Origin of the sequence: Klebsiella sp. PCX (assembly GCF_021869705.1) — a bacterium.
Lineage (GTDB): Bacteria > Pseudomonadota > Gammaproteobacteria > Enterobacterales > Enterobacteriaceae > Klebsiella > Klebsiella quasipneumoniae.
The window spans coordinates 3,233,128-3,257,488 of the sequence record NZ_CP091527.1 but is presented as its reverse complement, the minus strand read 5'-3'; the positions used below and the strand labels follow the sequence as shown (position 1 = coordinate 3,257,488).

General features: G+C 58.0%; 24 protein-coding genes. 13 read left to right on the top strand and 11 right to left on the bottom strand.

Features of this window, described 5'->3' with window-relative positions:
- Nucleotides 1–290 precede the first annotated feature (290 nt).
- Nucleotides 291–1,874, top strand: coding sequence for an MFS transporter (locus GQR96_RS15545; protein WP_017900226.1), 1,584 nt, complete (start codon nt 291–293; stop codon nt 1,872–1,874).
- Nucleotides 1,875–1,878: 4 nt separating this feature from the next.
- Nucleotides 1,879–3,018, top strand: a complete 1,140-nt coding sequence (locus GQR96_RS15540; RefSeq protein WP_004203430.1) for a beta-galactosidase BglB — start codon at nt 1,879–1,881, stop codon at nt 3,016–3,018.
- Nucleotides 3,019–3,078: 60 nt separating this feature from the next.
- On the opposite strand, the gene argS is transcribed toward GQR96_RS15540, so the two are convergent.
- Nucleotides 3,079–4,812, bottom strand: coding sequence for an arginine--tRNA ligase (gene argS / locus GQR96_RS15535; RefSeq protein WP_004203428.1), 1,734 nt, complete (start codon nt 4,810–4,812; stop codon nt 3,079–3,081).
- Nucleotides 4,813–5,048: 236 nt separating this feature from the next.
- Between argS and GQR96_RS15530 the strand changes: the two genes are divergently transcribed.
- Nucleotides 5,049–5,618 carry a VOC family protein gene (locus GQR96_RS15530; protein WP_017900224.1) on the top strand — a complete coding sequence of 190 codons (570 nt, stop codon included), beginning with the start codon at nt 5,049–5,051 and terminating at the stop codon, nt 5,616–5,618.
- A 76-nt stretch (nt 5,619–5,694) separates the two neighbouring features.
- Nucleotides 5,695–6,438, top strand: coding sequence for a copper homeostasis protein CutC (cutC, locus tag GQR96_RS15525; RefSeq protein ID WP_023318626.1), 744 nt, complete (start codon nt 5,695–5,697; stop codon nt 6,436–6,438).
- Nucleotides 6,439–6,518: 80 nt separating this feature from the next.
- On the opposite strand, the gene cmoB is transcribed toward cutC, so the two are convergent.
- Genes cmoB through GQR96_RS15500 form a run of 5 tightly spaced genes read right to left on the bottom strand, consistent with a single transcriptional unit; the run spans nt 6,519 to nt 10,132 of the window.
- A complete protein-coding gene (gene cmoB / locus GQR96_RS15520) occupies nt 6,519–7,523 on the bottom strand; it encodes a tRNA 5-methoxyuridine(34)/uridine 5-oxyacetic acid(34) synthase CmoB (protein ID WP_065904488.1) in 1,005 nt (334 codons plus the stop codon).
- Complete coding sequence (gene cmoA / locus GQR96_RS15515) at nt 7,520–8,263, bottom strand: carboxy-S-adenosyl-L-methionine synthase CmoA (RefSeq protein ID WP_004203422.1); 744 nt, start codon at nt 8,261–8,263, stop codon at nt 7,520–7,522. Before cmoA ends, cmoB begins: the two co-directional genes overlap by 4 nt.
- A gap of 39 nt (nt 8,264–8,302) precedes the next feature.
- Nucleotides 8,303–8,698, bottom strand: coding sequence for an MAPEG family protein (locus GQR96_RS15510; protein WP_004203421.1), 396 nt, complete (start codon nt 8,696–8,698; stop codon nt 8,303–8,305).
- Between the two features lie 52 nt (nt 8,699–8,750).
- Nucleotides 8,751–9,569, bottom strand: a complete 819-nt coding sequence (locus GQR96_RS15505) for a DUF72 domain-containing protein (protein WP_065904490.1) — start codon at nt 9,567–9,569, stop codon at nt 8,751–8,753.
- Nucleotides 9,566–10,132: a hydrolase gene (locus GQR96_RS15500; protein ID WP_022066254.1), complete on the bottom strand. Its 567-nt coding sequence runs from the start codon at nt 10,130–10,132 to the stop codon at nt 9,566–9,568. The genes GQR96_RS15505 and GQR96_RS15500 overlap by 4 nt, the downstream gene beginning before the upstream one ends.
- 267 nt (nt 10,133–10,399) lie before the next feature.
- Here GQR96_RS15500 and aspS point away from each other — a divergent pair, with 267 nt between their 5' ends.
- The 6 genes from aspS (at nt 10,400) to ruvB (ending at nt 15,666) form a co-directional block, all read left to right on the top strand.
- Nucleotides 10,400–12,187 (top strand): aspartate--tRNA ligase, encoded by a 1,788-nt coding sequence (gene aspS, locus GQR96_RS15495; protein WP_004203416.1) that lies wholly within the window; start codon nt 10,400–10,402, stop codon nt 12,185–12,187.
- A 1-nt stretch (nt 12,188) separates the two neighbouring features.
- Nucleotides 12,189–12,632 carry a dihydroneopterin triphosphate diphosphatase gene (gene nudB / locus GQR96_RS15490; RefSeq protein ID WP_002911477.1) on the top strand — a complete coding sequence of 148 codons (444 nt, stop codon included), beginning with the start codon at nt 12,189–12,191 and terminating at the stop codon, nt 12,630–12,632.
- A 27-nt stretch (nt 12,633–12,659) separates the two neighbouring features.
- Nucleotides 12,660–13,400 carry a YebC/PmpR family DNA-binding transcriptional regulator gene (locus GQR96_RS15485; protein ID WP_002911459.1) on the top strand — a complete coding sequence of 247 codons (741 nt, stop codon included), beginning with the start codon at nt 12,660–12,662 and terminating at the stop codon, nt 13,398–13,400.
- A gap of 34 nt (nt 13,401–13,434) precedes the next feature.
- A complete protein-coding gene (gene ruvC / locus GQR96_RS15480; RefSeq protein WP_004203412.1) occupies nt 13,435–13,956 on the top strand; it encodes a crossover junction endodeoxyribonuclease RuvC in 522 nt (173 codons plus the stop codon).
- A 79-nt stretch (nt 13,957–14,035) separates the two neighbouring features.
- A complete protein-coding gene (ruvA, locus tag GQR96_RS15475) occupies nt 14,036–14,647 on the top strand; it encodes a Holliday junction branch migration protein RuvA (RefSeq protein WP_002911454.1) in 612 nt (203 codons plus the stop codon).
- Between the two features lie 8 nt (nt 14,648–14,655).
- Entirely contained in the window at nt 14,656–15,666 is a 1,011-nt protein-coding gene (ruvB, locus tag GQR96_RS15470) for a Holliday junction branch migration DNA helicase RuvB (protein ID WP_004148860.1), read from the top strand.
- 63 nt (nt 15,667–15,729) lie between these two features.
- Here the strand turns inward: ruvB and znuB are convergent, their stop codons facing one another.
- Both znuB and znuC read right to left on the bottom strand, forming a co-directional pair.
- Nucleotides 15,730–16,515, bottom strand: coding sequence for a zinc ABC transporter permease subunit ZnuB (gene znuB / locus GQR96_RS15465; RefSeq protein WP_004212745.1), 786 nt, complete (start codon nt 16,513–16,515; stop codon nt 15,730–15,732).
- On the bottom strand, nt 16,515–17,267 hold the full coding sequence (gene znuC / locus GQR96_RS15460) for a zinc ABC transporter ATP-binding protein ZnuC (RefSeq protein WP_004203406.1): 753 nt from the start codon (nt 17,265–17,267) through the stop codon (nt 16,515–16,517). The genes znuB and znuC overlap by 1 nt, the downstream gene beginning before the upstream one ends.
- A gap of 78 nt (nt 17,268–17,345) precedes the next feature.
- Here znuC and znuA point away from each other — a divergent pair, with 78 nt between their 5' ends.
- From znuA to lpxM, 3 genes are all read left to right on the top strand, one after another.
- Nucleotides 17,346–18,290, top strand: coding sequence for a zinc ABC transporter substrate-binding protein ZnuA (gene znuA / locus GQR96_RS15455; protein ID WP_004203405.1), 945 nt, complete (start codon nt 17,346–17,348; stop codon nt 18,288–18,290).
- A gap of 15 nt (nt 18,291–18,305) precedes the next feature.
- Nucleotides 18,306–19,625, top strand: a complete 1,320-nt coding sequence (mepM, locus tag GQR96_RS15450; protein ID WP_004203403.1) for a murein DD-endopeptidase MepM — start codon at nt 18,306–18,308, stop codon at nt 19,623–19,625.
- 117 nt (nt 19,626–19,742) lie between these two features.
- Nucleotides 19,743–20,714, top strand: coding sequence for a lauroyl-Kdo(2)-lipid IV(A) myristoyltransferase (gene lpxM, locus GQR96_RS15445; RefSeq protein WP_017900217.1), 972 nt, complete (start codon nt 19,743–19,745; stop codon nt 20,712–20,714).
- A gap of 30 nt (nt 20,715–20,744) precedes the next feature.
- Here the strand turns inward: lpxM and dcuR are convergent, their stop codons facing one another.
- The 3 genes from dcuR to GQR96_RS15430 form a co-directional block, all read right to left on the bottom strand.
- A complete protein-coding gene (gene dcuR / locus GQR96_RS15440; protein WP_065904499.1) occupies nt 20,745–21,461 on the bottom strand; it encodes a two-component system response regulator DcuR in 717 nt (238 codons plus the stop codon).
- 53 nt (nt 21,462–21,514) lie between these two features.
- Complete coding sequence (locus GQR96_RS15435; RefSeq protein ID WP_065904500.1) at nt 21,515–23,200, bottom strand: NAD-dependent malic enzyme; 1,686 nt, start codon at nt 23,198–23,200, stop codon at nt 21,515–21,517.
- A 62-nt stretch (nt 23,201–23,262) separates the two neighbouring features.
- A complete protein-coding gene (locus GQR96_RS15430; RefSeq protein WP_004203397.1) occupies nt 23,263–24,210 on the bottom strand; it encodes an AEC family transporter in 948 nt (315 codons plus the stop codon).
- Nucleotides 24,211–24,361 lie beyond the last annotated feature (151 nt).

The window sequence follows — 24,361 nt, the reverse complement described above, 5'->3', positions numbered from 1 at the left end:
TACGCAAGGGCCGCTCCCGTGATTTGCGACGCTCTTCGCCAGTCCGTGTTTCCCCGACAAGATCACATAAATGAACCTAATTTTTTATTTAAAAGAAATGCTGTTTTATAAATGAGTGAAGTTGAGACATCGTCTCTTTGTCATTTTGCCATCGGCGGTTCTTCCGTGGCAAAAACACAAAGGTAACGTCGTTTCACTGCTTTTAGTGTAGCCAGGTACCCACTCCCTTCCGGTGGCAAATCCGGAAAGATTGTCGGCGTTCTCTTAAAAAAAGACACAGGATCACGGCGATGAAAACACGAAAGATTGGACTGGCTAACTACCTGGCCTACGGCGCGGGCGATTTCCTCGGCGCCGGCACCACGGCGCTAACCGCCGCATGGCTGCTCTACTTTTACACCACCTTCTGCGGACTCTCCCCGATAGAAGCCACGCTTATATTCGCTTCCGCCCGCGTACTGGATGCGGTGGTGAGCCCGCTGATGGGCTTTCTCACCGATAACTTCGGCACCACCTGGCTCGGCAAGCGCTTCGGCCGCAGAAAATTCTTTATTCTGCTCGGCATCCCCTGCGTATTCAGCTACTCGGCGATGTGGGTCGGCGAGATGGGATTCTGGTACTACCTGGTCACCTATCTGCTGTTTGATATGGTCTACACCATGATTCTGGTGCCCTACGAGACGCTGGTGCCGGAGATGACCGATGACTTTAAACAGAAAACCAAATTCTCCGGCGCGCGCATCTCAATGGCGCAAATGTCGGCGATTTTAGCCTCCTTTCTGCCGGGGATCCTCCTTACCTGGCTCGGCAAAGACAATGCCAGCTCGTTCTTTTATGCCAGTCTGGTGTTCTCGGTCCTGTGCGCGGTGATGCTGACCTTCGTCTGGTGTTTCACCTGGGAGCGGCCGCGTGAGGCCTGGTCAGAGGCGGCGCTGCGGGCGGAAGCGGAAAAACAGAACCTCACTCTCGCCCAGAGCCTCAATCGCCTGGTGATTGAGCTGAGCTCTACGCTGCGGATAAAAATTTTCCGCCAGCACCTCGGCATGTATCTGGGGGGCTATATCGCCCAGGACGTCTTCAATGCCGTGTTTACCTACTACGTGGTCTTTGTTCTGATGCAGGAAGCTTCTGTCGCCTCGAATCTGCTGGGGACGATGGCGATTTTCCAGTTTATTGCCGTGATCGCCATGATCCCGCTGTGCATTCGCTTTGGCCCCGCGCCGTCGTACCGCATGGTGGTGGTCCTCTTTGGCCTGAGTTCGCTCTCCTATGCGCTGCTCTATTACGCCGGACTGAGCGACGTCTATTCATTATTGTTGCTCATCTCTGCTGTCGCCGGACTGGGACGCGGCGGGATTAACTACGTGCCGTGGAATACCTACACCTATATTGCCGACGTCGACGAAGCGATCACCGGCCAGCGCCGGGAGGGGATTTTTGCCGGCATCATGACCCTGACCCGCAAAGCCTCGCAGGCGGGGGCGGTGATGCTGGTGGGCATCATTATGCAACTGTCGGGGTTTGTCTCCGGGCAAAAAATACAGCCTGAAGGGGTCAGCCATACCATTCTGCTGATCCTCAGCGTCGGTACATTGGTGGTGTTAGCCTGCGGCTTCCTCGTTTCACTGCGCTTCAAACTCAATCTGCACACCCACAGCGTCCTGCGCAGCGAAACCCTCAGAATGCGCGAAAGCGGTCACGCCCGGCCGGAGCTGACCAGTGCGGAACACCGCGCGGTGGTCGAGATGCTGGCGGGGATGCCCTACGACTGCCTGTGGGGGAATAACAATATTGGCTATCTGAATCGTCATAAACCTGCTGCCCCGGCGCTCACCCAGGGCGGCGCTTTGAATTCGACATATACCCGAGGTTAACAACATGAAAGTTTGGCCGGTCAAACATAGCCCATTACTCTGTCAGCCTGAGCGTTTTATCGCCCGCAGCGAACTGCAGGCGCTGATCCGCAACGTGACGCAAAACCTGGTGAATATTAAGGATGAGAGCGGGCAATTTTTACTGCGCCTGGATGACGGGCGCGTTATTGATACCAAAGGCTGGGCCGGCTGGGAGTGGACCCACGGCGTAGGGCTGTACGGCATCTATCAGTATTATCAGCAAACCGGCGATATCGAGATGCGCGATATCATCGACCGCTGGTTTGCCGACCGCTTCGCCGAGGGGGCAACGACCAAAAACGTCAACACCATGGCGCCGTTCCTGACCCTGGCTTATCGCTTTGAAGAGACCGGATGTAAGGCGTATCTGCCGTGGCTGGAGAGCTGGGCGGAGTGGGCGATGTATGAGATGCCGCGTACCGAGCAGGGCGGTATGCAGCACATCACCCTGGCGGAAGAGAACCACCAGCAAATGTGGGATGACACGCTGATGATGACCGTGTTGCCGTTAGCCAAAATAGGCAAGCTGCTTCACCGTCCGCATTATGTGGAGGAGGCGACCTATCAGTTCCTGCTTCATGTGCAAAACCTGATGGACCGGGAAACCGGACTGTGGTTTCACGGCTGGAGCTATGACGGTCGGCATAACTTTGCCCGGGCGCGCTGGGCACGGGGCAACAGCTGGCTAACCATGGTGATCCCGGATTTTCTTGAGTTAGTGGATCTTCCAGAAGGGAATGCGGTACGGCGCTATCTGACCGAGGTGCTGAACGCGCAAATTGCCGCTTTAGCGAAATGCCAGGATGACAGCGGCCTGTGGCATACCCTGCTGGACGACCCGCACTCTTATCCTGAGGCTTCGGCGACCGCCGGCTTTGCCTACGGCATACTTAAAGCGGTGCGCAAGCGATATGTCGGGCAGCACTATGCCGGAGTGGCAGAAAAAGCGATTCGCGGAATTGTGCAGAATATATCGCCGCAGGGGGAGCTGCTGCAGACTTCCTTTGGCACCGGAATGGGGTCAGACCTCGATTTCTATCGCCAGATCCCACTCACCTCGATGCCCTACGGCCAGGCGATGGCGATCCTCTGTCTGACCGAGTATCTGCGCAAGTATTTCTGAGCAAGAGAGCCCGCTGGCGCGGCGCCTGAAAAAATTAACCCGGCTTTCGCCGGGTTGGTTTTACATACGCTCGACGGTTTCGATACCGAGGGTATCAAGACCCAGCTTGAGGGTTTTCGCCGTCAGCAGCGCCAGCTTCAGGCGGCTGTTGCGGGTCGCTTCGCTCTCCGCGCTGAGGATCGGGCAGTGCTCGTAGAAACCGGAGAACAGGCCTGCCAGATCGTAGAGGTAGGCGCACATCACGTGCGGCGTCCCTTCGCGAGCGACCACGGAGAGGGTCTCTTCAAACTGCAGCAGGCGCGCGGCCAGCTGGGCTTCGCGATCTTCTGCAATCACCACCGGTGCGTCGGTGAGGGCGTTTTCATCAATGCCGGCTTTGCGGAACACGGAGAGCACGCGGGTATAGGCATACTGCATATACGGCGCGGTGTTGCCTTCGAACGCCAGCATATTATCCCAGTCGAAAACGTAGTCGGTGGTGCGGTTTTTCGACAGGTCGGCATATTTCACCGCGCCGATACCCACCACTTTCGCCAGATTTTCCAGCTCATCAGCGGACATCTCCGGGTTCTTCTCGGCCACCAGGCGACGCGCGCGCTCCAGCGCTTCGTCCAGCAGATCCGCCAGCTTCACGGTGCCGCCGGCGCGGGTTTTAAACGGCTTGCCATCTTTACCCAGCATCATGCCGAACATATGGTGCTCCAGCGGCACGGAGTCCGGCACATAGCCTGCCTTGCGCACGATGGTCCACGCCTGCATCAGGTGCTGGTGCTGACGGGAGTCGATGTAGTAGAGCACGCGGTCGGCGTGCAGCGTTTCATAGCGATACTTCGCACAGGCGATATCGGTGGTGGTATAGAGGTAGCCGCCATCCTTTTTCTGGATGATGACGCCCATCGGTTCGCCTTCCTTGTTTTTATACTCATCAAGGAACACCACGGTGGCGCCTTCGCTCTCAACGGCCAGCCCTTTGGCTTTCAGATCGGCGACGATCCCCGGCAGCATCGGGTTGTACAGGCTTTCGCCCATCACGTCATCGCGGGTCAGCGTCACATTCAGGCGATCGTAGGTGATCTGGTTCTGCGACATGGTGATGTCGACCAGCTTACGCCACATCTGCAGGAAGTACTCATCGCCGCCCTGCAGCTTAACCACGTAGCTGCGTGCGCGCTCGGCGAAGGCTTCGTCTTCGTCGTAGTGTTTTTTCGCTTCGCGATAGAAACCTTCGAGGTCGGCCAGGGCCATCTCACCGGCGTTTTCCTGCTGCTGTTTTTCCAGATACGCGATCAGCATGCCGAACTGGGTGCCCCAGTCGCCGACGTGGTTGGCGCGGATCACCTTATGGCCAAGAAACTCCAGGGTACGGACCGAGGCATCGCCAATGATGGTCGAACGCAGATGGCCGACGTGCATCTCTTTCGCCACGTTCGGCGCCGAGTAGTCGACGACGATGGTCTGTACCTGCGGCGTGGCGACGCCCAGGCGTTCGGACTGCAGCGCGCGGTTGACGTTGTCCGCCAGGAACGCGGGGTCAAGGAAAATATTGATAAAGCCCGGCCCGGCGATTTCAACCTTGCTGGCAATGCCGTTGAGGTCAAGATGAGACAGTACCTGCTCTGCAAGTTGTCGCGGCGCCATGCCCAGTTTTTTGGCGACAGCCATCACGCCGTTGGCCTGATAGTCACCGAACTGAACTTTTGCTGACTGGCGGACCTGAGGTTCGCAATCGGCAGGCGCGCCTGCCGCGATCAGGGCCTGGCTGACTTTTTCTGAGAGAAGAGCCTGAATATTCACCGGAATACCTTACGTGTAATGCGCCAGCCCCCGAGGGAGGCGGCGCCGGAATGTGGACAAATTAGGGCGGGAGTATACTGCATTTGTCCCCGTCCGTCAGCATCGCGCGCGGCCCGGCGGCGTGGGCAATCCATCGCCGGTCAGTCACGTATCGGCAGGGTGGCGGTTGGTCAGCGGCCGGAAACACGGTAGATTAGCCTTTTTATTATTGACGAACCTAATTGACGAGCAAACCCATGGCGAACTGGCAGCAGATTGAACAACTGGCCGATATTACGGCGGATCTCCCGCGATTTTCCGATGCGCTGCAGCGCTTCGCTGCGCGAGTGGGACTGGAGATCGGCGGACTCGACGCCGACCATATCTCCCTGCGCTGTCATCAGAACGCTACCGCGGAGCGCTGGCGCAGCGGTCTGGCGCAGTGCGGCACTCTGCTGTCGGAGAATATAATCAACGGCCGGCCTATCTGCCTGTTTAAACTGGCGGAGCCGGTCTGCGTGGCGCACTGGCGCTTCCATATCGTTGAGCTGCCGTGGCCGGGTGAAAAGCGCTATCCCCATGAAGGCTGGGAGCATATCGAAATTGTCCTGCCCGGCGATCCGGCTACCTTAAATGCCCGCGCTCTGGCGCTGCTGGCCGATGACGGACTCAGCCAGCCGGGGATCGTCGTCAAAACCAGCTCGCCGAAAGGGGAACACGAGCGCCTGCCTAATCCCACCCTGGCGGTCACCGACGGCAGCGTGACGGTCAAATTTCATCCGTGGTCTATTGAACAAATCGTCGCCAGCGAGCAAGCCGATACGTAACAGTGTGAAGCTGCGCGGCGTCTGCCGCGTGAAATCATGACATGCTAAGAAAGTTGTCTGGATCAGGGAGTGAGGAATGGCGGTACTGGAAGTTTGTTGTTACAGCATGGCGTGCGCCAGGGAAGCTGAGCGCTGCGGCGCCGATCGTATTGAACTCTGCGCCGCGCCGCAGGAAGGGGGATTAACCCCCTCTTACGGGGTGCTGGTCTCGGTCCGCGAGGCGATTACTCTCCCGGTGCATCCGATTATCCGCCCGCGTGGCGGCGACTTCTGCTATACCGAAGAGGAGTTCGCCGCGATGCTTAGCGACATCCGCATGGTGCGGGAGCTCGGCTTTCCCGGGCTGGTGACCGGCGTACTGGATGTCGATGGTCAGGTCGATATCCCGCGGATGAAAAAAATAATGGCTGCGGCCGGGCCGCTGGCGGTGACCTTTCATCGCGCGTTCGATCTGTGCGCCGACCCGCGTCAGGCCTGGAAGACGCTGGGTGAGCTGGGGGTTAAACGTATCCTGACTTCCGGTCAGCAATCCTCGGCGGAGAAAGGTATTTCATTAATTACGGAACTTATTGCCGCAGGGGATACTCCAATCATTATGGCCGGTGCGGGAGTGCGCGCCGCGAACCTGCCGCTGTTTCTGCAGGCGGGGGTGAAAGAGGTTCATAGCTCTGCAGGCCAGTGGTTGCCATCGGAAATGCGTTTTCGTCATCCAGGCGTTTCGATGTCAGCCGATCCCGATGCAGACGAATACAGACGCTACGCCGTGAATGGCGCAGCGGTGGCGGAGATGAAAAAGATAATTTCCGCTAACAGAAGTTAAACGGTTTTTGCTGCACATCATGTCGCCCAATATGATGATTGCCCGTACCAGGCCCCTGCCCATTAAACAGGGGCCTTTTTTTATCTCGCTTTTTTCGCCAGCGACTGCTGGGTTTCCGGTTTAGTGGCGATAATCACCGCGCGCAGCGGCGCCGGATAGCCTTCCACGGTTTTGCGCTGATCCTGCGGGTCGAGGAAATCGGCCAGCGATTCGCTGGTCATCCATTCTGTGCGCCGCTGCTCCTCCGTCGAGGTGACGCAGGCGTCGACGATGCGCACATCGATAAATCCGCACTTCTCCAGCCACATTTTCAGGGCCGCCGCCGAGGGGATAAAATAGACGTTGCGCATCTGCGCATAACGGTCGCCCGGAACCAGCACCGTATTTTCATCCCCTTCGACCACCAGCGTCTCCAGCACCAGCTCGCCTCCCGGCGCCAGCTGATCTTTCAGCTGCCACAGATGATCCAGCGGCGAGCGGCGGTGGTAGAGCACGCCCATCGAGAACACGGTGTCGAAGGCCTCCAGCGCCGGCAACTGCTCGATGCCCAGCGGCAGGAGATGCGCCCGCTGGTCGTTGCCGAGGAGCTTACGTACCGCTTCAAACTGACACAGGAACAGCTGGGTGGGATCGATGCCGACCGCCAGATGCGCGCCGGCGCCGATCATCCGCCATATGTGATAGCCGCTGCCGCAGCCCACGTCGAGGATGGTTCGTCCGCTAAGATCGGACAGGTGCGGCAGGACGCGCTCCCATTTCCAGTCGGAGCGCCATTCGGTATCGATGTTGATGCCGTACAGCGAATAAGGCCCTTTGCGCCATGGCATCAGGTTTTTCAGCAGATTTTCTATCCGCAGCCGATGGCCTTCGCTGAGCGGCGTTTCGCTTTCGGCGGTGACGCTGTGCAGGAGGTCCAGACGCCAGGGCGTTAATTCCGGAAGAAACTCAACGGCGCGCTCCCATTCGCGAAACTTGCCGTGCAGGGCCTCGCGCTGCCAGGCGGCTACCTGGGCAGGCAGCGTCTCCAGCCAGTGAGACAGCGGGCTTTTGGCGATCAGCTGATAGAAGTTACTGAAGTCGATCATGCCTGCTCCCCGGATTTTACTGCCACCAGCGAGCCAAAGTTAAAGCACTGGAACCACAGTTCGGCATGTTCGAACCCAGCCTGACGCAGGCGTTTTTTATGGGTTTCCACAGAGTCGGTCAGCATTACATTTTCCAGCATGCTGCGTTTTTGACTGATCTCCAGCTCGCTGTAGCCGTTCGCGCGCTTAAAGTCATGATGCATATTGAACAGCAGCTCGCCGACGTGGGCGTCTTCGAAGCTAAATTTCTCCGAGAGCACCAGCGCGCCGCCGGGATTCAGCCCCTGATAGACTTTATTGAGGATCGCCTGGCGATCGCCCGGCTCAAGGAACTGAATGGTAAAGTTCAGGATCACCAGCGAGGCGTTTTCAATGGCCACATCGCGGATATCCCCTTCAATCACCTCGACCGGCGTCGGTGCTTTATAGGCGTCAATATGGCGACGGCAGCGCTCCACCATCGCCGGGGAGTTATCGATGGCGATAATGCGGCAGCCCGGGTGGCTAATATTGCGGCGCACGGAAAGAGTGGCGGCGCCCAGCGAACAGCCAAGATCGTAAACCTGGGTGTGGGGCTGAACGAAGCGCTCGGCCAGCATGCCGATCATCGAGATGATATTGGAGTAGCCAGGCACAGAACGCTGGATCATATCGGGGAAGACTTCAGCAACCCGTTCATCAAAGGTCCAGTCGCCGAGGCTGGCAATCGGCGCGGAAAAAAGCGTATCGCGGTGAGACATAACGTTAAACCCGAAAAAACGAAAACGGCGTATTGTGCGCTAACGGAGGGAGAAAACCAACTCCCAGGGCATATACCAGAGATTGGCCAGCACCATCAGCAACAACGCGCACCAGGTGGCGCTCATGCCGGAGCGGCGCCAGTGGTAGACACGGTGATGAAAACCCCAGGAGTGCATCAGTCGTCCGAGGATCAATAAAATGCCGCAAACGTGCACCATCCAGGTCTGGGCGCCGTTCATCTCCATAAATAACAGCAAAATGAGGCCAATCGGCACATATTCGACGGCATTGCCGTGAACGCGGATGGCGACCTGCAGCTCGCTGAAGCCGCCGTCGCCATAGCCTACATGGTATTGGGTGCGCAAACGCACCACGTCAAATGAGAACTTCACTAACAATAACGCACCTAAAACGGCATACAGCGCGCTGACCATACGAAAACTCCCTTTAACTCTGGCAGATGGCTCCGGATATGATAGCAGGATATCAGAAAAGAGAAGATTGCTGCGGAATCGACGGCGCATTTCCTAGCGCCGGCAGGGCAGCGCGCAGATCGCCCCACAGGGTATCCACCAGCGCCGGCACGTAAGCAATGTCGGGGGTATGGAGGAACAGCCACGGCGTCCCCGACTGATGCCATTTCGGCAGCGTCTGCAGCCAGACGCGAAACAGTTCCCGATTATGGACCATATCGTCGCCGCCAATAAAGCGCACCATTGGCTGCCGGGCGGTCATCACTGCATGCACCGGCACCTTCGGTTTCTTTTGTTGCGCGTCGATCATCGCCGGACTGGTGGCCGCGGCGCTGTGGACCGGGCGGCTGTCGAGGATCACGCGGTTGACGTTGCGCTGGTGCAGCCCGCGGTTGAGCTGCTGTTCCGCTTCCCCTTTGGCGAAGAACTCGGGGTGACGAACTTCGACGCCGTAGGTGAAATCCTTCGGTAGCCCATCGAGAAAGTGCCATAGCGCGGGCAGATCGCGAGGACCAAAGGTCGCCGGCAGCTGCAGCCAGTACTGGCCGATGCGCGAGGCCAGCGGCGCCAGGCGGGTGAAGAATTCACTACTTAACTCGTCGCAATGGCGCAGGGCGGCCTGGTGCGAGATAGTCGCCGGGAATTTAAAGCAGAAGCGGAAGTCATCGTGGGTCTGCTCGTACCAGCGGGCGACAATCTCCGGCTTGGGCAGCGCATACAGGGTGGTGTTGCCCTCGACGCAATTGAAGTGGCGGGCGTACTCTTCAAGGCTGGTGATGCCAAGGCGCACCCATTTCGGGTGCGACCACTGGGGAAGCCCAATATAAATCATAACGCGGCGAGGATCTCCTCGGTGCTGCGCACGCGGCCGATGCGCGGGAAAATATGCGTCATGCTGCCCTGATGCTGTTCGGCGGAGGCGGCGCTGCAGGCATCTTCGGCGATGACCAGGTTAAAGCCCAGCTCCCAGGCGTTGCGGGCGGTGGATTCGACACCGATGTTGGTGGAGATGCCGCAGAGAATAATGGTGTCGATACCGCGGCGGCGCAGCTGAAGCTCAAGGTCGGTGCCATAGAACGCGCCCCACTGGCGTTTGGTCACTTCGATATCGCGCTCTTGTTTACCCAGCGCGGCCGGATAGGTCCACCAGTTCTCAGGCAGCGTATGCGCCCCGGCCTGAGCGTCGACAGGCTGTTTCAGCGCTTCGGCGAAATCGGCCGACCAGCCGACGCGGACCATGATCACCGGCGAACCCTGTTGCCGGCATTTGTCTGCCAGGCGAGCGGCGCGCGCCACCACCTCGTCAGCCCGATGTGGGCCGCCGGCGAAAGGCAGAATGCCTTCCTGCAGATCGATCACCACCAGCGCCGTGTTTTTCGCATTGAGTTCTAACATGGTATCCCCGTATCTTCATCTGTTGTCAGGCGGCTACAATACCTTTGCGGCTTCAGCAAAAGGGTAACAAATTTTGTTAATTTATGTGAGTGTGGACGTTAAGCGCGCAGCAAAGCAGCGTACATCGTGCGTCGGACTTATCGAACGACAGAATTTCCAGTATAATAGCCGCCTTTTTTCATTCAGTTGTGACATCAGCTAAAGCTGCGACCTCGTCGCCTGCAGGGCAGACGACAATCCGCCGACGGCTAAGTTAAGGGATATCTCATGCGTACAGAATATTGCGGACAGCTTCGACAGTCCCACGTTGGGCAGCAGGTGACTCTGTGTGGTTGGGTCAACCGCCGTCGCGATCTCGGTAGCCTCATTTTTATCGATATGCGCGACCGCGAAGGCATCGTTCAGGTGTTTTTCGATCCGGATCGTGCGGATGCGTTGAAGTTAGCCTCTGAACTGCGTAATGAGTTCTGCATTCAGGTCACTGGCACCGTTCGCGCGCGTGAAGAGAAAAACATCAACGCGGACATGGCCACCGGCGCTATCGAAGTGCTGGCTTCCGATCTGACGATCATTAACCGCTCAGAATCGCTGCCGCTGGACTCCAATCACGTCAACACCGAAGAAGCGCGTCTGAAATACCGCTACCTCGACCTGCGTCGTCCGGAAATGGCGCAGCGTCTGAAGACCCGCGCGAAAATCACCAGCTTTGTGCGCCGCTTTATGGATGACCATGGCTTCCTCGACATCGAAACCCCGATGCTGACCAAAGCCACCCCGGAAGGCGCCCGCGATTACCTCGTGCCTTCCCGCGTGCATAAAGGCAAATTCTACGCGCTGCCGCAGTCGCCGCAGCTGTTTAAACAGCTGCTGATGATGTCCGGCTTCGACCGCTACTATCAGATCGTCAAATGCTTCCGCGATGAAGACCTGCGTGCCGACCGTCAGCCTGAATTTACCCAGATCGACGTGGAAACCTCCTTTATGACCGCGCCGCAGGTGCGTGAGATCATGGAAGCGATGGTGCGTCAGCTGTGGCTGGAGATTAAAGGCGTCGACCTGGGCGATTTCCCGATCATGACCTTCGCCGAAGCCGAACGTCGCTACGGTTCCGATAAACCGGATCTGCGTAACCCGATGGAGCTGGTGGACGTCGCCGACCTGCTGAAATCGGTGGAGTTCGCGGTCTTTGCCGGCCCGGCCAACGATCCGAAAGGGCGCGTGGCGGCGCTGCGCGTTCCGGGCGGGGCTTCTCTGACCCGCAAGCTGATTGACGAATACGGCAACTTTGTGAAGATCTACGGCGCGAAGGGGCTGGCCTATATTAAAGTGACCGAGCGTGCCAAAGGCATGGACGGGATCAACAGCCCGGTGGCCAAATTCCTCACCGCTGAAATCGTGGAAGCGATCCTTGACCGCACCGGTGCGCAGGACGGAGACATGATCTTCTTCGGCGCCGATAATAAGAAAGTGGTGGCCGACGCGCTGGGCGCGCTGCGTCTGAAGCTGGGTAAAGACCTGAGCCTGACTGACGAGAGCAAATGGGCGCCGCTGTGGGTGATCGACTTCCCGATGTTCGAAGACGACGGCGAAGGCGGCCTGACGGCGATGCACCATCCGTTCACCTCGCCGAAAGATATGACGGCGGACGAGCTGAAAGCCGCGCCGGAAGAGGCCGTGGCCAACGCCTACGATATGGTGATTAACGGTTATGAAGTCGGCGGCGGTTCGGTGCGTATCCACCGCGGCGACATGCAGCAGACGGTATTTGGTATTCTGGGCATTAACGAGCAAGAGCAGCGTGAGAAATTCGGCTTCCTGCTCGATGCGCTGAAATACGGTACCCCGCCGCATGCGGGCCTGGCGTTCGGTCTTGACCGTCTGACCATGCTGCTGACCGGTACCGATAACATCCGCGACGTTATCGCTTTCCCGAAAACCACCGCGGCCGCCTGCCTGATGACCGAAGCGCCAAGCTTCGCCAATCCGGCGGCGCTCGGTGAACTGGGTATTCAGGTTGTGGAGAAAGAGGCAAAAGCGTCTCTGGAGAACAAGTAATATGTCATTTAAGCTGCCCGTTTCGGTGCTGGTGGTGATTTACGCCGAAGATACGAAACGGGTGCTGATGTTGCAGCGGCGCGACGATCCCGCGTTCTGGCAGTCGGTCACCGGCAGCCTGGAAGCAGGAGAGACCGCGCTGCAGGCTGCCGCGCGTGAAGTAAAGGAAGAGGTCGCCATTGACGTTGCCTGCGAGCAACTGACCTTAATCGACTGTCAGCGCACGGTGGAGTTTGAGATCTTTTCTCATTTGCGTCATCGCTATGCGCCGGGAGTGGAGCGAAATACGGAATTCTGGTTCTGTCTTGCGCTGCCTCATGAGCGGGAAATTACCTTTACCGAACATCTGGCCTACCGCTGGGTCAGCGCGACGGAAGCCGCTGCGCTGACCAAGTCGTGGAGCAACCGGCAGGCGATTGAAGAATTTGTAATTAACGCCGCCTGAAAGGGCGCGCTTTTTGGAGAGTTTTTTATGGCAGGTCATAGTAAATGGGCCAACACCAAACACCGCAAAGCGGCACAGGATGCCAAGCGCGGTAAAATCTTTACGAAAATCATTCGCGAACTGGTTACCGCAGCGCGTCTGGGCGGCGGCGATCCGGCGTCCAACCCGCGTCTGCGTGCGGCGGTGGATAAAGCGCTGTCTAACAACATGACCCGCGACACCCTGAACCGCGCCATCGCGCGCGGCGTCGGCGGCGATGAAGACGCGAACATGGAAACCATCATTTACGAAGGCTATGGCCCTGGCGGCACCGCGGTGATGGTGGAATGTCTGTCCGACAACCGTAACCGTACCGTTGCGGAAGTGCGTCACGCCTTCACTAAAACCGGTGGTAACCTCGGCACCGACGGTTCTGTCTCCTACCTGTTCAGCAAAAAAGGCGTCATCTCCTTCGAGAAAGGCGATGAAGACACTATCATGGAAGCGGCGCTGGAAGCTGGCGCTGAAGACGTGGTGACCTATGACGACGGCGCGATCGACGTCTACACCGCATGGGAAGAGATGGGCGCCGTGCGCGACGCCCTGGAAGCCGCTGGCCTGAAAGCCGACGCTGCTGAAGTCTCGATGATCCCGTCCACCAAAGCGGATATGGATGCCGAGACGGCGCCGAAGCTGCTGCGTCTGATCGATATGCTCGAAGACTGCGACGACGTGCAGGAAGTGTACCATAACGGCGAGATCTCCGACGAGGTCGCAGCCACCCTGTGATGCAGCCGCATCCACGGTTCACCGGAGGCGCGTGATGGCTATTATTCTCGGCATTGACCCGGGGTCGCGCGTTACCGGTTATGGCGTGATCCGTCAGGTCGGCCGGCAGCTGAGCTACCTTGGCAGCGGCTGTATCCGCACCAAAGTGGACGATCTGCCGTCGCGGCTGAAGCTGATCTACGCCGGGGTGACGGAGATCATCACCCAGTTCCAGCCCGACTTTTTCGCCATTGAGCAGGTCTTTATGGCCAAGAATGCCGACTCGGCGTTAAAGCTCGGGCAGGCGCGCGGGGTGGCGATCGTGGCGGCAACCAATCAGTCGCTACCGGTGTTTGAATACGCCGCCCGCCAGGTTAAGCAGACGGTTGTCGGCATTGGCAGCGCTGAAAAGAGTCAGGTCCAGCACATGGTGCGCACCTTGCTCAAGCTGCCTGCCAATCCGCAGGCGGATGCGGCGGATGCGCTGGCGATCGCCATCACCCATTGCCATGTCAGCCAGAATGCCGCTCAGATCAGCGAGACCCGGCTCAATCTGGCGCGAGGGCGCTTACGATAATCGCAAATCAGGCTGGATATCTATCCAGCCTTTTTTTATGATACCGCCAGATACTTAGACCATAACGCAGGAGCCCCACGTGATAGGCAGACTCAGAGGCATCATTCTCGAAAAACAACCCCCGCTGGTGTTGCTGGAAACGGCGGGCGTCGGCTATGAAGTGCACATGCCAATGACCTGCTTTTATGAGCTGCCGGAGGCCGGGCAGGAGGCGATTGTCTTCACCCACTTTGTGGTGCGTGAAGATGCCCAGCTGCTGTATGGGTTTAACAATAAACAGGAGCGTACCCTGTTTAAAGAGTTGATTAAAACCAACGGCGTAGGGCCAAAGCTGGCGCTGGCGATCCTCTCCGGCATGTCGGCGCAGCAGTTCGTCAACGCCGTTGAGCGGGAAGAGGTCGCCTCGCTGGTGAAGCTGCCGGGGATTGGTAAAAAAACCGCTGAACGCCTGATCGTCGAGATGAAAGACCGCTTCAAAGGGCTTCACGGCGATCTGTTCACCCCGGCGGCCGATCTGGTGCTAACCTCGCCGGCAGGCCCGACGGCGGACGATGCCGAGCAGGAAGCGGTTGCCGCGCTGGTCGCGCTGGGCTATAAACCGCAGGAGGCCAGCCGGATGGTCAGCAAGATCGCGCGTCCGGACGCCAACAGTGAAACGCTAATCCGCGAAGCGCTGCGCGCCGCGTTGTGAGGTAAGGGATGATTGAAGCAGACCGGCTGGTATCGGCAGACAGCAGCGGCTTCGAAGAGGCCGCTGACCGCGCCATCCGCCCAAAATTGCTGGCAGAGTATGTCGGCCAGCCGCAGGTGCGTTCGCAGATGGAGATCTTTATCCAGGCGGCGAAGCTGCGCGGCGACGCCCTCGATCACCTGCTGATTTTTGGCCCGCCAGGGTTGGGGAAAACCACCCTGGCCAATATCGTCGCCAATGAAATGGGGGTGAATCTGCGTACCACCTCCGGCCCGGTGCTGGAGAAAGCGGGCGATCTCGCCGCGATGCTCACCAACCTCGAACCGCACGATGTGCTGTTTATCGATGAGATCCATCGCCTCTCGCCGGTGGTGGAAGAGGTGCTCTATCCGGCAATGGAAGACTACCAGCTGGATATCATGATTGGCGAAGGGCCGGCGGCGCGCTCGATTAAAATCGACCTGCCGCCGTTTACCCTGATTGGCGCCACCACCCGGGCCGGTTCGTTGACCTCGCCGCTGCGCGACCGCTTTGGCATCGTGCAGCGTCTGGAGTTCTATCAGATCCCCGATCTGCAGCATATTGTCAGCCGCAGCGCCCGCCATATGGGGCTGGAGATGAGCGACGAGGGCGCGCTGGAAGTGGCCCGCCGTTCACGCGGCACGCCGCGTATTGCCAACCGTCTGCTGCGCCGGGTGCGTGACTTCGCGGAAGTGCGCCACGACGGCACCATCTCCGCCGACATTGCCGCCCAGGCGCTGGATATGCTCAACGTCGATGCGGAAGGGTTCGACTATATGGACCGCAAGCTGCTGCTGGCGGTGATAGATAAGTTCTTCGGCGGGCCGGTGGGGCTGGATAACCTCGCCGCCGCGATTGGCGAAGAGCGGGAAACCATTGAAGATGTGCTGGAGCCCTACTTAATTCAGCAGGGTTTTCTACAGCGTACGCCGCGGGGAAGAATGGCGACGGTGCGCGCCTGGAACCATTTCGGGATTACGCCGCCGGAAATGCCGTAGCGCGTTGTGGTTGAGCCGTTCATGGTGAAGCCCGGTCAGCAGCGCGACCGGGCTTTTTCACTTTTAGCTGGCGGCTTTTTTCGTCATGCTGAGAATAAACAGCACCGCAGCGCACAGCACCACCGACGGCCCGGCCGGCGTGTCGTAGAAAGCCGAGAAGGTTAACCCGCCGGTGACGGCCAGCATGCCAACGCCCACCGCCACGGCGGCCATCTGCTCCGGCGTGCGGGCAAAACGGCGGGCGGTAGCGGCCGGGATAATCAGCAGAGAAGTGATGATCAGCGCCCCGACGAACTTCATCGCCACGCCGATAGTCAGGGCGGTGACCAGCATCAACAGCAGCTTGACCCGCTGCAGCTTCACGCCATCGACAAACGCCAGGTCCGGACTGATGGTCATCGCCAGCAGATTCCGCCACTGCCAGAGCAGAATGCCAATCACAATCACCACGCCAATAGCAATGGCGATCAGATCCTGCGGCGTGACCGCCAGCAGATCGCCGAACAGGTACGCCATCAAATCGACGCGGACGTTAGACATCAGACTGACCACCACCAGCCCAAGGGACAGCGCGCTGTGCGCCATGATGCCCAGCAGGGTATCAATCGCCAGATGCGGCCGTTTTTCCAGCCATACCAGCCCGCCGGCCAGCAGCAGGGTCACGGCGATCACCGCATAAAACGGATTGACGTTAAGCAGTAAACCGAAAGCGACACCGAGTAGCGACGCATGCGCCAGCGTATCGCCGAAATAGGACATGCGGCGCCAGACCACAAAGGAGCCCAGCGGGCCGGCGGCGCAGGCCAGCATCATCCCGGCCAGCCAGCCAGGTAAGAGAAGTTCAATCATTAGCGGCTGTTTCCCCGACGCAATACAATTCGCCCCTGAAGATCGTGGCGGTGATTATGGTGATGGCGGTAGATCCCCAGCTGTTCCGCGCCGCGCGGGCCGAACATGGAGATAAACTCCGGATGCATCGAGACGACTTCCGGTGCGCCAGAGCAGCAGATATGCTGGTTCAGGCACAATACCTCGTCGGTTTTGGCCATCACCAGATGCAGGTCGTGGGAGACCATCAGCACCGCGCAGTCCAGCTCATGGCGCAGCTGGTCGATAAGATCGTAGAGCGCCACCTGGCCATTGACGTCGACGCCCTGGGTCGGTTCATCCAGCACCAGCAGCTGCGGACGATTGAGCAGGGCGCGGGCCAGCAGCACGCGCTGGGTTTCGCCGCCGGAAAGTTTTTGCATCGGCGCGTCGATCAGATGCCCGGCCTGCACGCGCTTCAGCGCCGGCAGGATGTCGTCTTTGCGGGTGCCCGGACGTAAACGCAGGAAGCGGCTGACGGTCAGCGGCAGCGTGGCGTCCAGATGCAGTTTCTGCGGTACATAGCCGATCCGCAGGCGTTCTTCGCGCTTGATAACACCCTCTGTCGGTGCTACCAGCCCGAGAACCACCCGCACGAGCGTCGATTTACCGGCGCCGTTGGGCCCCAGCAGGGTTAATATTTTGCCTGGCGTGAGAGCCAGCGAGATGTCAGACAGCACGCGGCGTTGGCCAAAGGCCACCGAGACATTTTCCAGCGTTACAAGGTTTGTCATAATCATTTAGGGGTTGCACAAGCTAGTGAATGTTATAATATCACATCACACTCACTCGTTTCGATGACTAGACGCATTATGTTACATAAAAATACGCTTCTTTGCGCTGGACTTGGCGCTGTTTTTTTGTTCGCACAGGTACCGCAGGCCAGCGCCGCCGTGGTGACTTCCATGAAACCGCTGGGCTTTATCGCAGCAGCCATCGCAGATGGGGTCACCGACACCCAGGTGCTGCTGCCCGATGGTGCCTCTGAGCATGATTATTCCCTGCGTCCTTCCGATGTAAAACGCTTACAGAACGCAGACTTAGTGGTGTGGATCGGTCCGGAAATGGAAGCCTTTATGGATAAGTCGACGCAAAGCATTGCGGCGAATAAAAAGGTGACCATCGCTGAGCTGGATGGGGTCAAACCGCTGCTGATCGCTGGCGCTGACGATGATGACGATCATCATGGTCATGACCATGGCGCAGCGGAAAAAAGTGACGGCGATCACCATCACGGTATCTACAATATGCATCTGTGGTTATCCCCAGAGATAGCGCGGCTTTCGGCGGTTGCAATCCACGATAAATTATTGGAACTTATGCCGCAGAGTCGAGCCAAACTCGACAGCAACCTACAGCAGTTCGAGGCCGCGCTGGCGGCGACCGACAAGCAGGTTAGCAATGAGCTGGCACCGCTGAAAGGAAAGGGCTATTTCGTTTTTCATGACGCCTACGGTTACTTTGAAAAACACTACGGTTTAACCTCGCTGGGGCATTTTACCGTCAACCCTGAAATACAGCCTGGTGCGCAGCGTTTACACGAAATCAGAACACAACTGGTTGAGCAGAAAGCCACTTGCGTTTTTGCTGAGCCACAGTTCAGGCCAGCGGTTATCGAAGCTGTTGCCCGGGGCACGTCTGTGCGCATGGGGACCCTGGATCCACTGGGTAGCGGAATTAAGCTGGGTAAAGCGAGTTACCCGCAATTCCTCACCCAACTGGCGAATCAGTATTCGAGCTGCCTGAAAGGAGATTAACGAGGAAGTGAATACGTGCAACAGATAGCCCGCGCTGTCACTCAGGCATTTAACAATCTGCCACGACCTCATCGCGTTATGCTGGGGTCGCTTAGCGTTCTTACCTTAGCGGTCGCCGTCTGGCGACCCTACATTTACCACCCGGAATCCGCCCCCATCGTCAGAACCATTGAGCTGGAAAAAAGCGAGATCCGCTCCCTGCTGCCGGAAGCCTCCGAGCCGATCGATCAGGCCCCGCAGGAAGAAGAAGCCATTCCTCAGGATGAACTCGACGAAAAAGCCGATAGCGATGCCGGCGGGCACGAATACGTGGTGTCGACCGGCGATACCCTCAGCAGCATCCTGAATCAGTACGGTATCGATATGGGTGATATCGCCCAGCTCTCCTCCGCCGATAAAGAGCTGCGTAATCTGAAGATTGGCCAGCAGCTCTCCTGGACCCTGACCGCCGACGGCGATCTGCAGAGTCTGACCTGGGAGATGTCCCGCCGCGAAACCCGCACCTACACCCGCGTGGATAACGGCTTTAAAATGAGCAGCGAGCTGCAGAAAGGCGACTGGGTCAACAGCGTGCTGAAGGGCACCGTCGGCGCCAGCTTTGTCTCAAGCGCGCGCGATGCCGGGCTGACCAGCACGGAAATCAGCGCGGTGATCAAGGCCATGCAGTGGCAGATGGATTTCCGTAAGCTGAAGAAAGGCGATGAGTTCTCGGTATTGATGTCCCGCGAAATGCTTGACGGCAAACGCGAGCAAAGCCAGCTGCTCGGCGTGCGTCTGCGCTCCGACGGTAAGGACTACTTTGCCATCCGTGCCGAAGACGGTAAATTCTACGACCGCAACGGGACAGGGCTGGCGAAAGGCTTTATGCGCTTCCCGACAGCGCGTCAGTTCCGCGTCTCCTCTAATTTTAACCCGCGTCGTCTGAATCCGGTCACCGGGCGCGTCGCGCCGCACCGTGGCGTCGATTTTGCGATGCCGCAGGGAACGCCGGTGCTGGCAGTGGGCGATGGCGAAGTGGTGGTGGCCAAGCGCAGCGGCGCCGCCGGGTATTACGTGGCGATCCGCCACGGCCGTACCTATACCACTCGCTACATGCACCTGCGTAAACTGCTGGTGAAGCCGGGGCAGAAAGTGAAGCGCGGCGATCGTATTGCGCTATCGGGGAATACCGGACGCTCTACCGGGCCGCACCTGCACTACGAAGTGTGGATCAACCAGCAGGCGGTCAACCCGCTGACGGCGAAACTGCCGCGTACCGAAGGGCTGAGCGGTTCCGACCGTACCGATTATCTGGCGCAGGTCAAAGAGGTCGTTCCGCAGCTGCGGTTTGACTAACCACCGGTCAGTGGAAAGCCGGTGCCCCAGGGCGCCGGCTTTTTCTTTTGTAGGATACCAAACGTCTCGCTACACTATCCCATTATCTTGATTAAGCAGTCGATCTGCGGATTGGGCATGGAAACGAAAAAAAATAATATTGAGTTTATCCCTAAGTTTGAAAAATCTTTTTTACTGCCGCGCTACTGGGGCGCCTGGCTGGGTGTTTTTGCCTTCGCCGGTATTGCGCTGACGCCGCCATCCTTCCGCGATCCGCTCCTCGGCAAACTCGGTCGTCTGGTCGGGCGTCTGGCGAAAAGCTCGCGCCGCCGGGCGCAGATTAATTTGCTGTATTGCTTCCCGGAAAAAAGCGAGCACGAGCGGGAAGCGATCATCGACGCCATGTACGCCTCGGCGCCGCAGGCGATGGTGATGATGGCCGAGCTGGGTCTGCGCGATCCGCAGAAAATTCTCGCCCGCGTCGACTGGCAGGGTAAAGCGATCATCGACGAGCTGCAGCGCAATAACGAGAAGGTGATTTTCCTCGTCCCGCATGCATGGGGCGTGGATATCCCGGCGATGCTGATGGCCTCCGGCGGGCAGAAGATGGCGGCGATGTTCCACAACCAGGGCAACCCGGTCTTCGATTACGTGTGGAATACCGTGCGTCGTCGTTTTGGCGGACGGATGCATGCGCGCAACGACGGGATCAAACCGTTTATTCAGTCGGTGCGCCAGGGCTACTGGGGCTACTATTTGCCCGATCAGGATCACGGCGCCGAGCACAGCGAGTTTGTGGATTTCTTCGCTACTTATAAGGCCACCCTGCCGGCGATTGGCCGCTTAATGAAGGTATGCCGCGCCCGCGTCGTTCCGCTGTTCCCGGTCTACGATGGCAAGACGCATCGCCTGACGGTGCTGGTGCGCCCGCCGATGGACGATCTGCTGGACGCTGACGATACAACAATCGCCCGGCGGATGAACGAAGAGGTGGAGGTGTTTGTTACGCCGCACACCGAGCAGTACACCTGGATCCTGAAGCTGCTGAAGACGCGCAAGCCGGGTGAAATCGAGCCCTACAAACGCAAAGAGCTGTACCCTAAGAAGTAGACTGCAAGCGCGCCAGTGGGCATTCCAGGCTCACTGGCTATATTGCGTCAGCAACATCACGCTCTCGGCCACAAGCCGGTAGCGATACTCCGGGCGGCCGGTGATGCCGTAGTGATTGCTGGTGAAGAGCACGTTGATCTGCTCCAGCCAGATCAGGTATTTGCGGCACGATACTCGGGAGATCTGCAGCGCCGCCGCCAGCTCATTGGTTGAAAAATCCCGCGCCTGATGCGCGATTATCCACCGGCACACCAGGCGAAGCGTTTGCGGCGTCAGCCCTTTCGGCAAGCGGCGGGGACCGTCCTGTTGCAGAACCCCGCGGCGTAGCAGGGTGTCGATATCCGCCTGGGCGTAGCAGGATTTCGCTTGCTTCGCATCGCGTTTATTGCGCCAGGTCCGCAGCGCCTCCTCAAAGCGCGACAACTGAAACGGTTTAATCAGGTAATCAACCACGCCATAGCGCAGTGCCGTCTGGACGGTGAGCGCATCGGCAGCGGACGTCATCATGATGACGTCAATATTCCGCCCATCAGCGCGAAGCGCTGGCAGCAGGTCCAGGCCACTCTCCTGGTGCATATAGACATCCAGCAGCAGCAGATCGACCTGCGCCAGATGGCTTAGCATCGCTTTGGCGTCGGCGATCGTCGCCGCTACTCCACAGCAGTGAAAATCAGCTACCCGGCTGATAAATAACTGGTTCAGTTCGGCCACCATGGGATCATCATCGGCAATCAGCACATTGAACATGAGTGGTTCCCCCGAGTGGCGGGAAGCCTGCCGGCTTCCCGCGAGATGAGCGATCACAATGACGAACGTTTATACGCGGTGTAGCGCGCTCGCCAGAAGGTTTTATCGATATTCGCCGCCAGTTGCACCTCGTCAATCTGCGGCGCTACGCCGTCCTGCTGAGCCGCGCGGGCGACATCAGCGGCAATGGCCCGGGAAATCATTTCGATCTCTTCTACCGGCGGCAGCAACCCGCCGGTTTCGCGGGTCGCCAGAGGCGAGTGGGCGGCCAGCGTTTTACTGCAGGTGATAAGCATTGCTTCGGTGACGCGCTCGGCTTTACTGGCAAGGATCCCCAGCCCCAGACCGGGGAAAATATAGGCGTTATTGCACTGGGCGATGTCGTAGGTTTTGCCGTCATAGAAGACGGGGTCGAACGGGCTGCCGGTGGCGATAAGCGCGCTACCCCGAGTCCACTCCAGCAGATCCTTCGGCTGGGCCTCGGCCCGGGAAGTGGGGTTAGAGAGCGGCATAATAATCGGACGCGGGCAGTGCCGATGCATCTCTTTCACTATCTCTTCGCTAAACAGCCCCGGCTGGCCTGACACGCCGATCAGCACGGTAGGGTGGACGTTGCGTACGACATCCATCAGCGACAGCTGGGCCGCCTCGGTATCCCAGTGGGCGATACTGGCTCGGGGGGTGACCAGCTCGCGCTGAAAATCGAGCAGATTAGGCATCTGATCAGTCAGCAGACCAAAGCGGTCAACCATAAAGATGCGGCGGCGTGCTTCCGTCTCTGAGAGCCCATCATCCACCATCAGCGCAATGATTTTTTCCGCAATGCCGCATCCGGCCGAACCGCCGCCAAGGAAAACCACCCGCTGATCGCGGAGCGGCGTCCCGGCGGCGGCAGCGGCGGCGATCAGCGTCCCCGATGTCACGGCGGCGGTTCCCTGAATATCATCGTTAAAACAGCAAAGCTGGTGTCGATAGCGGTTGAGCAGTCGCGTGGCATTTTTTTGGGCAAAATCTTCAAACTGGAGCAAGACATTCGGCCAGCGCTGTTGAACGGCATGGACAAACATGTCCATAAACTCCAGGTATTGCTCGTCGCTGATGCGCGGATGTCGCCAGCCCATATAAAGCGGATCTTCCAGATGCTGCGGATTGTTGGTACCGACATCTAACATAATGGGCAGCGTTGATGCCGGATGAATACCCCCGCAGGCGGTATATAACGAGAGTTTGCCGATGGGGATCCCCATCCCGCCAATCCCCTGGTCGCCCAGCCCCAGAATACGCTCGCCATCGGTCACCACGATGACTTTGATATCGTTGCGGGAAAATCCCTGCAGCATCTCGTCAATATGGTGACGATTGGGCCAGGAGATGAACAGGCCGCGTCCTCGGCGATATATTTCTGAAAAATGTTCGCATGCTTCACCCACCGTCGGGGTATAAATAATCGACAGCGTCTCTTTCATATGGCTGCGCAGCAGGTTATAGAATAACGTCTCGTTGGTGTCCTGAATATTTCTGAGATAAATATGGCGCGAAATATTTTTTTTGAACTGGCAAAACTGGCCCCATGCGCGCTCGGTTTGTTCTTCAATGGTTTCCACATTGTGCGGTAACAGTCCCTGAAGATTAAAAGCTGTGCGTTCGCTTTCCGTAAACGCGAGGCCTTTATTTAATAACGGGTTTTCCAGCAGGACGGCACCATTATAGGGGGTGTATAAGGTTTCTGTGGCTAACATGACATGACTCCTGAATATCAAATTAAAACATTGCCTGATGTCTAGGTATTTTATTTCCGTGATTACGAAATGAGATAAATCATGACGCCTTCGGTGACCACGCCGATGGCGGTGCCCAGCAAAATAGAAGATGAGGCGGGTTCAATATAGGTATCGCTGCGCAGGGCAAACATCCCTGCCGCGATAGCGGAAGGCGTCGCGCCGATGATAATAACCTGTTGCATCAGGGTATGACTGAGCCCAAAGGCTAGCCCGGCCAGCGCCATCATGGCCGGCTGGATCAGGTTTTTAATACTGATGTTGGTGCAGGTTTGAATATTGACCGTCGGACGTTCACCGTAAAACAGCAGCCCAAGGGCGAAGAGTGACAGACCGCCGGCGATTTTACCCACCATTTCAACGGGTACGCTGAGCAGATGCGGCAGCTGGATCCCGGCCAGGCTGAGCAGTACGCCGGAAATGGGGATCCAGACAATGGGGTTTCTCACGGCTTTCAGCAGGTTTTGCAGGATCAACTGCCCGGCGTGGAGCTGGGGAGCCCCAGCGTCTCCGGGCTGGTCTCCCATGCGGATCAGGATGATGGTCAGAGGGATCATCAACACGCTGGTCACCAGGTTTCCGATAAGCACCCCGAGAAAGCCCTCCGGACCTATCAGCACCGCCAGCACGGGGGCGCCGAAGTAGGCCATATCAGGGAAGGCGCAAACCAGCGACTGAATCGCGCTAGTTTTAATATCATGACGAAAAACATAGCGCGAGATCAGTAGCGTAAGAAAATACGACCCCATTAGACCGATAACCAGCACCGCCATAAAGGTGAAGTTTTTTATTTTATCCGGGCTGGTATGTAATGCGCCGATAAAAAGATGAAAAGGAAGCGCAAAGCGGATAACTACCGTGGCGAGAACGGATGCGTCCTCACGGCGAGTATAGCCGAGTTTGCCGCTAAGCCATCCGAGCAGCATGATAAATACCAACGGGAAAAGAGATTGCAAGAGCAGTGAAGGCATAAAATGTCCTGACATATATTATCGGTTTGTTGTGCTGCCAATCTAACGATCCCCTAATATTTAAAAGGTGATAGCCATCACAGTCATCTGGCTTTAAATAATTTCGCCTTGGCTACTTTACTTACAAATAGGGAAAAGAGGATTAAATCAT

Bases quoted from the DNA above. Each gene is read 5' to 3' on its own strand.
- znuC (WP_004203406.1), bottom strand. From the start codon at position 17,267: ATGACAAACCTTGTAACGCTGGAAAATGTCTCGGTGGCCTTTGGCCAA.
- lpxM (WP_017900217.1), top strand. From the start codon at position 19,743: ATGGAAACGAAAAAAAATAATATTGAGTTTATCCCTAAGTTTGAAAAA.
- ruvB (WP_004148860.1), top strand. From the start codon at position 14,656: ATGATTGAAGCAGACCGGCTGGTATCGGCAGACAGCAGCGGCTTCGAA.
- znuA (WP_004203405.1), top strand. From the start codon at position 17,346: ATGTTACATAAAAATACGCTTCTTTGCGCTGGACTTGGCGCTGTTTTT.
- nudB (WP_002911477.1), top strand. From the start codon at position 12,189: ATGTCATTTAAGCTGCCCGTTTCGGTGCTGGTGGTGATTTACGCCGAA.
- GQR96_RS15545 (WP_017900226.1), top strand. From the start codon at position 291: ATGAAAACACGAAAGATTGGACTGGCTAACTACCTGGCCTACGGCGCG.
- GQR96_RS15500 (WP_022066254.1), bottom strand. From the start codon at position 10,132: ATGTTAGAACTCAATGCGAAAAACACGGCGCTGGTGGTGATCGATCTG.
- dcuR (WP_065904499.1), bottom strand. From the start codon at position 21,461: ATGTTCAATGTGCTGATTGCCGATGATGATCCCATGGTGGCCGAACTG.
- cutC (WP_023318626.1), top strand. From the start codon at position 5,695: ATGGCGGTACTGGAAGTTTGTTGTTACAGCATGGCGTGCGCCAGGGAA.
- GQR96_RS15505 (WP_065904490.1), bottom strand. From the start codon at position 9,569: ATGATTTATATTGGGCTTCCCCAGTGGTCGCACCCGAAATGGGTGCGC.
- GQR96_RS15485 (WP_002911459.1), top strand. From the start codon at position 12,660: ATGGCAGGTCATAGTAAATGGGCCAACACCAAACACCGCAAAGCGGCA.
- GQR96_RS15435 (WP_065904500.1), bottom strand. From the start codon at position 23,200: ATGTTAGCCACAGAAACCTTATACACCCCCTATAATGGTGCCGTCCTG.
- cmoA (WP_004203422.1), bottom strand. From the start codon at position 8,263: ATGTCTCACCGCGATACGCTTTTTTCCGCGCCGATTGCCAGCCTCGGC.
- GQR96_RS15510 (WP_004203421.1), bottom strand. From the start codon at position 8,698: ATGGTCAGCGCGCTGTATGCCGTTTTAGGTGCGTTATTGTTAGTGAAG.
- GQR96_RS15540 (WP_004203430.1), top strand. From the start codon at position 1,879: ATGAAAGTTTGGCCGGTCAAACATAGCCCATTACTCTGTCAGCCTGAG.
- ruvC (WP_004203412.1), top strand. From the start codon at position 13,435: ATGGCTATTATTCTCGGCATTGACCCGGGGTCGCGCGTTACCGGTTAT.
- cmoB (WP_065904488.1), bottom strand. From the start codon at position 7,523: ATGATCGACTTCAGTAACTTCTATCAGCTGATCGCCAAAAGCCCGCTG.
- GQR96_RS15530 (WP_017900224.1), top strand. From the start codon at position 5,049: ATGGCGAACTGGCAGCAGATTGAACAACTGGCCGATATTACGGCGGAT.
- znuB (WP_004212745.1), bottom strand. From the start codon at position 16,515: ATGATTGAACTTCTCTTACCTGGCTGGCTGGCCGGGATGATGCTGGCC.
- GQR96_RS15430 (WP_004203397.1), bottom strand. From the start codon at position 24,210: ATGCCTTCACTGCTCTTGCAATCTCTTTTCCCGTTGGTATTTATCATG.
- aspS (WP_004203416.1), top strand. From the start codon at position 10,400: ATGCGTACAGAATATTGCGGACAGCTTCGACAGTCCCACGTTGGGCAG.